General features: G+C 73.6%; 4 protein-coding genes and 1 pseudogene. 3 read left to right on the forward strand and 2 right to left on the reverse strand.

What is annotated here, in order from left to right; genetic code table 11:
* Positions 1 to 338: pseudogene (locus ACFFNX_RS41300) on the reverse strand (hypothetical protein); the annotation flags it as partial.
* 429 nt (positions 339 to 767) lie between these two features.
* Entirely contained in the window at positions 768 to 1,814 is a 1,047-nt protein-coding gene (locus ACFFNX_RS41305; RefSeq protein ID WP_378211638.1) for an alpha/beta hydrolase, read from the reverse strand.
* Between the two features lie 348 nt (positions 1,815 to 2,162).
* Here ACFFNX_RS41305 and ACFFNX_RS41310 point away from each other — a divergent pair, with 348 nt between their 5' ends.
* From ACFFNX_RS41310 to ACFFNX_RS41320, 3 genes are all read left to right on the forward strand, one after another.
* Complete coding sequence (locus ACFFNX_RS41310; RefSeq protein ID WP_378211639.1) at positions 2,163 to 3,077, forward strand: undecaprenyl-diphosphate phosphatase; 915 nt, start codon at positions 2,163 to 2,165, stop codon at positions 3,075 to 3,077.
* 135 nt (positions 3,078 to 3,212) lie between these two features.
* Positions 3,213 to 4,292 carry a zinc-dependent alcohol dehydrogenase gene (locus ACFFNX_RS41315; protein ID WP_378211640.1) on the forward strand — a complete coding sequence of 360 codons (1,080 nt, stop codon included), beginning with the start codon at positions 3,213 to 3,215 and terminating at the stop codon, positions 4,290 to 4,292.
* Between the two features lie 26 nt (positions 4,293 to 4,318).
* The coding region (locus ACFFNX_RS41320) for an L-lactate permease (protein WP_378211641.1) at positions 4,319 to 5,266 on the forward strand (948 nt) is incomplete at its 3' end.

Genomic DNA, 5,266 nt, shown 5'->3' on the forward strand with positions numbered 1-5,266 from the left:
GGAACGCCTCGATGATCCAGGGCGCGGTCCCGAGCATCGGGCCCGCCACCGTGGCGAGGAGGAGACCGGGGCGGCCGCCACCCGTGCACGAGCAGCGCGGCCACCGGGAGCGGTACCCAGATCCAGACGGCGTCACCGGGCCGCATGAGCGCCGCCACGGCCCCGGCGGTCGCCAGCCCGGCGTACGCGGCCGTGCCGCCCGAGCGGGCGGCGCGGACGAACCAGCCGGTCATGGCGGCTCCGGCCACCGCCACCCAGAAGTTGGGGATCACCTCCGACCCGTAGAAGCCGGTGACCCAGAGGGTGCCGAACAGCAGCGCCGCCGCCGGGACGACCACGCGCCGCGAGAACAGGGTGAGCCATGGCCGGAAGGCGAGGACGATCCCCGCACCGCTGAGGAGGGTCAGGTAGGCGCGGAGCAGGGCGAGGGACCCGGTCAGCGCGACGGCGGGGGCGATGAGGTACGTGATGCCGCGCGCGGGGCGCGCTGAACGCGGCGGCCGGGAACCGGGGGCCCACCTGGCTGATGTACAGCGCCTCGTCCCAGCTCACGCCGCCGTGCCGGGTCACCGTCGCCAGCCGGGTCACCGTCAGCAGCACGGCCACACCGACGAGAGGGGCGGCCGGTCGCCGGACCGTGCCGGTGAGGAACGGGCGGCGGCGCGCGCCTCCCCCTCCGGCGTCCGGTGTGCCGCCGCGCCGGTCCAGACCGTGCGGGGAGCTCATCGGTGAGGGGGTCCTCTCCCGTGGGGGTTTCGGGCGTCTCGTCAGTGCGCGTGGGTCAGTTCGGTCGTGAGCCACTGGAAGCACCGCGGCAGCATGGCGCTCCAGACACCGGTGTTGTGCCCGCCGCGCGGCACCACGTACGTGTCGACGAGCGTCGGCGGCCGGACCGCCTTGACCATGCCGTCGATGGCGGCCGCGGTGCCGGGGTCCTGGCGGCTGGTCGCCAGGAGCAGGGCGACGCGGGGGCGCCGCCGCCGGACCACCACGGGCAGGTTCTCGGCCGGCAGTCTCGTCAGCCCCGGGGTGGACGGGGTGAAGTACCCGGCGAGGCTGACCCCGGCGCGGAACAGCCGCGGATACTGGACCGGCAGCTTGGCGGCGCAGTAGCCGCCCGTGGAGTACCCCATCGTGCCCCAGGCGTCGCGGCCCGGCAGGGTGCGAAAGTCCGTCGTGATGACGTTCCGGACGTCTTCGGTCAGCCAGGTGGCGACCTTCGGGCCGCGCGGGACGTCGACGCACTCGGTGTCGTGCCCCGGCCATACGGTGATGGTCGGCGCGACCAGGATGTACGGCTGCGCGGTGCCCTTCTCGACGTCCTGCGTCAGCACCTCCGGGCCCCGCATCGCGTGGAACCAGGCGGTGGGCGTGCCCGGGAACCCGGTGAACAGCTCCACCACGGGGAACCTCCGCCGCGGCTCGCGACGGTACTGGGGCGGCAGCCACACCCACACCCTGCTGCGGATGCCGGACCTGGCCCCGGCGAACGTGGCCTCCAGCGTGTGGTCGGCGGCCGGATGGAAGTCGTGAGGCACCGTGGCCGGTCCGCCGGCGTGTCCCGGCTGCTCGATCGGCGCGTTCGCGCCGTCCTCCCCGGCCAGGTCGCTCCAGGAGGCGAAGAACTCGTAGTGGTCGTTGAGGGCGACGCCCACCACGAGGATCGCGGTGACCTGGCACGCCAGGATCAGCGACAGCCGGGCCGGCAACGCGGCCGGACCGCGGACGCGACCCCACAGGAAGACGCACGCCGCCGGGCACCCCAGCGCCAGCACGACCGTCGCCACCAGCAGCGGCCAGCCCAGCAGACCCACCGCGGCCCTCCTGAATCCCGGGTGACGCCGCCCCGCACCCCGGGTGACGGCCTGCTCCGGGTCTACCGCGTCCGGGCCACCGGACAGAAGAGCGTTTGCCGTCCGTTGGCAGACTCCTGTCGATGCCATAACGCGCGTTCACCTGGCGTGAAGGAACGGATGGGTACGACTGGTGGCGAACCGGGCGCGGTGCGGGGGAGCCGCCGGACGGGAACGGCCCGGCCGGTTCAACTTCTACTCGCATGTAGTAGTTTGTGGAGCACCGTACGGCGGCGCGTACCGGAGACGGCGGCGCGCCCGGACGGGTCCCCGATCACTCTCCGGCAGCTCGAGCGTGGAAGGCCGCTGATGTCCCTGACCTATCCCGAGGCGATCGTGGTCGGCCTCTTCCAAGGCGTGACCGAGCTGTTCCCGGTCTCCAGCCTCGGCCACAGCGTCATCATCCCGGCGCTGATCGGCGGCCGGTGGGCCCGCGACCTGAACGTCTCGGCGCCCGAGTCGCCCTATCTGGCGTTCATCGTCGGCCTGCACGTCGCCACGGCCCTCGCCCTGCTCATCTTCTTCTGGCGGGACTGGGTCCGGATCGTCGGCGGGCTCCTCACCTCGGTACGGGACCGGCGCATCCAGACGGCGGACCAGAGGCTGGCCTGGCTGCTGGTCGTCGCCACCCTCCCGGTCGGCGTCGCCGGCCTCCTGCTGGAGCACACCTTCCGCACCGTGCTCGGCAGGCCCATGCCGGCCGCGCTGTTCCTGGCCGCCAACGGCGGCGTCCTGTACGGCGGCGAGCTGCTGCGGCGCCGCGCCGCCAAGCGCGCCGACGCCGCCACCATGGGCGCCCCGGACGAGCCGCTCCCGTCCGACGTCGTCTCCGACCGGCGGCTCGCCGGGCTCGGCTGGGCCGAGAGCGCCCTGATCGGCGCCGCCGAGATCCTCGCCCTGCTGCCCGGCATCAGCCGCTCGGGCGCCACCATGGTCGCCGGCCTCGCGCGCGGCCTGTCCCACGAGGATGCCGCCCGCTTCTCCTTCCTGCTGGCCACGCCCGTCATCCTCGCCGCCGGCGTACTGAAGATCCCCGACCTGACCGGCCCGCTCGGCGCCGGAATCCACGGACAGGTGCTGGCCGGCAGCCTCGTCTCCGGCATCGGCGCCTACGTCGCCGTGCGGTTCCTCGTCCGCTACTTCCAGACCCGCACCCTCACCCCGTTCGCCGTCTACTGCGCCGTCGCCGGCCTGGCCTCGGCCGCCTGTCTCGGCCTGTCCTGAGCGACGCCTTTCGCGGCCCTGACCTGCCAGAACTTCGCCGGGTGACGGGATGGTCGCGGACTGTATGCTGGCGGCGGTGCCCGCGTCCGCGGAGGCCCCGGGCGTCCAGTCCGGCCACGCCGGAGAGGCTGCTCGATGTCCCGACCCGACGGTGTTCCCGCCGCGATGCGTGCGGCGGTCCTGTACGGCGCGGGTGACCTCCGGGTCGTTGATCGCCCGGTCCCCGAGCCGCGGGCCGAAGAGGTGCTCGTCCGGGTGGCGATGTGCGGGATCTGCGGCACCGACCTGAAGATCCTCGACGGGGGTTTCCCGCAGACCCCGCCGTACGGTGACTACATCCCGGGCCACGAGTGGACCGGCACCGTGGTGGCCGGCGGCTCCGCCGTGGACGAGCTCGGGCCCGGCGACCGGGTGTGCATCGAGGCGCATCACGGCTGCGGACGCTGCGGCAACTGCCTGACCGGCAAGTACACCGCCTGCCTCAACTACGGTGACGCGGGCAGGGGCCACCGGGCGAGCGGCATGACCGCGAACGGCGGCTTCGCGGAGTACGCGATCCATCACGTCGGCGCGCTGTACCGCCTGCCGGACACGGTCACCGTGGAGGACGCCGTGCTCCTTACCACGGCCGGCACCGGTCTGTACGGCCTGGACACCGCGGGCGCCTATGTCGCCGGTCAGGACGTCGTGGTGTTCGGGCCCGGCCCGGTCGGGCTGATGACCGCCCAGGTGTGCAAACGCATGGGCGCGGCCCAGGTGATCCTCGTCGGCACCCGGAGGTCCCGGCTGGGGCTCGGCGCCGGGCTCGGGGCCGACCGCACCGTCGACGCCACCGAGACGGACCCGGTCCGCGCGGTGCTCGACCTCACCGCCGGTCAGGGCGCCGACCTGGTGATCGAGGCATCCGGGGGACCGGACGTGCCGGAGCAGTGCGGCCGGGCGGTCAAGCGCGGCGGCAAGATCCTCTTCCTCGCCTTCTACCCGGACGCCGTACGGCTGGACCTGAGCGCGGTGATCCGCAAGGACGTCACCATGTACACCGCACGCGGTGAGGGCGGCGACAACGTGCGTCGCGCGGTCGCGCTGGCCGCCGCGGGGATGATCCGGGGCGGCGAGCTCATCACCCATCGCTTCGCGCTGGAGGACATCGGCGAGGCGTTCCGGGTCGTGCGGGAGCGCGACGGAGAGCCGCTGAAGGTCGTCGTCGTCCCCTGAGGCGAGCGGTCGACCGGGAGATCGCGTTGGACCATCCGATCGGCGGCTCGCCCGCTCTGTCGGCCGTGGTGGCGGCCGTTCCGCCGGCTCTCCTGCTCGTGCTGCTGGGAGTCTTCCGCGTGCGGTCCGACCTGGCCGCGGCCGGGAGCCTGCTCGCCGCCCTGGCGACCGCGGTGTTCGCGTTCCACCTGCCGGCGGTGACGGCGGTGAGCGGTACGGCGCAGGGCGTCGCGTTCGGCGTCTTCCCGATCGTGTGGATCATGGTGAACGCGCTGTGGGTGAACCGGCTGCTCGACGCCTCGGGACTGCTCTCGGTGGTCAGGGACACGTTCGCCGGCGTGTCCCCGGACCACCGGATCCAGGCGCTCGTGCTCGCGTTCTGCTTCGGCTCGGTCCTGGAGGCCCTCGCCGGCTTCGGCGCGCCCGCCGTGGTGGTCGCGGCGATCCTTCTGGCGCTGGGGCTCACGCCGATCCGCGCGGCGACCGTGGCCATGTTCGCCGACGCGGCGGGGACCGCGTTCGGGTCGATGGGAACCCCGATCGTCGCCCTCAGCACGGCGACGAACCTGCCGGCGGCGGAACTGGGCCGCATGGTCGGCCGCCAGGCCGCGATCGTGGCGGTCTTCATGCCGTTCGTCATCCTGCTCGTACTGGACGGACGGCGGGGGCTGCGGGAGTTGTGGCCGGTCGGTCTGGCGGCCGGGCTCGGCTTCCAGCGCGTCTTCGCCCTCCGCGACATCGGGCCGGTCGCCGCGGTCGCCGCCGTGGTCCCCGTGCTCCTGTCGGCGCTGGTCTCCTGGCCGCGGCGCCGCAGCCGGCCCCTCTGGATCGCGATCCTGCTGACGGTGGTCGGCTGGACGCTCGTCACCGGTCTCGTCCTGTTCCACGGCGACTTCGGGGTGATCGGCGGGTCCCTGCGCGACTCCTGGAAGGCCATCCTCACCACGCTCATGCCCGCCCCGGGCCGCCCGGAG

Origin of the sequence: Actinoallomurus acaciae (genome assembly GCF_042429965.1) — a bacterium.
In the GTDB taxonomy this organism is placed as follows: domain Bacteria; phylum Actinomycetota; class Actinomycetes; order Streptosporangiales; family Streptosporangiaceae; genus Actinoallomurus; species Actinoallomurus acaciae.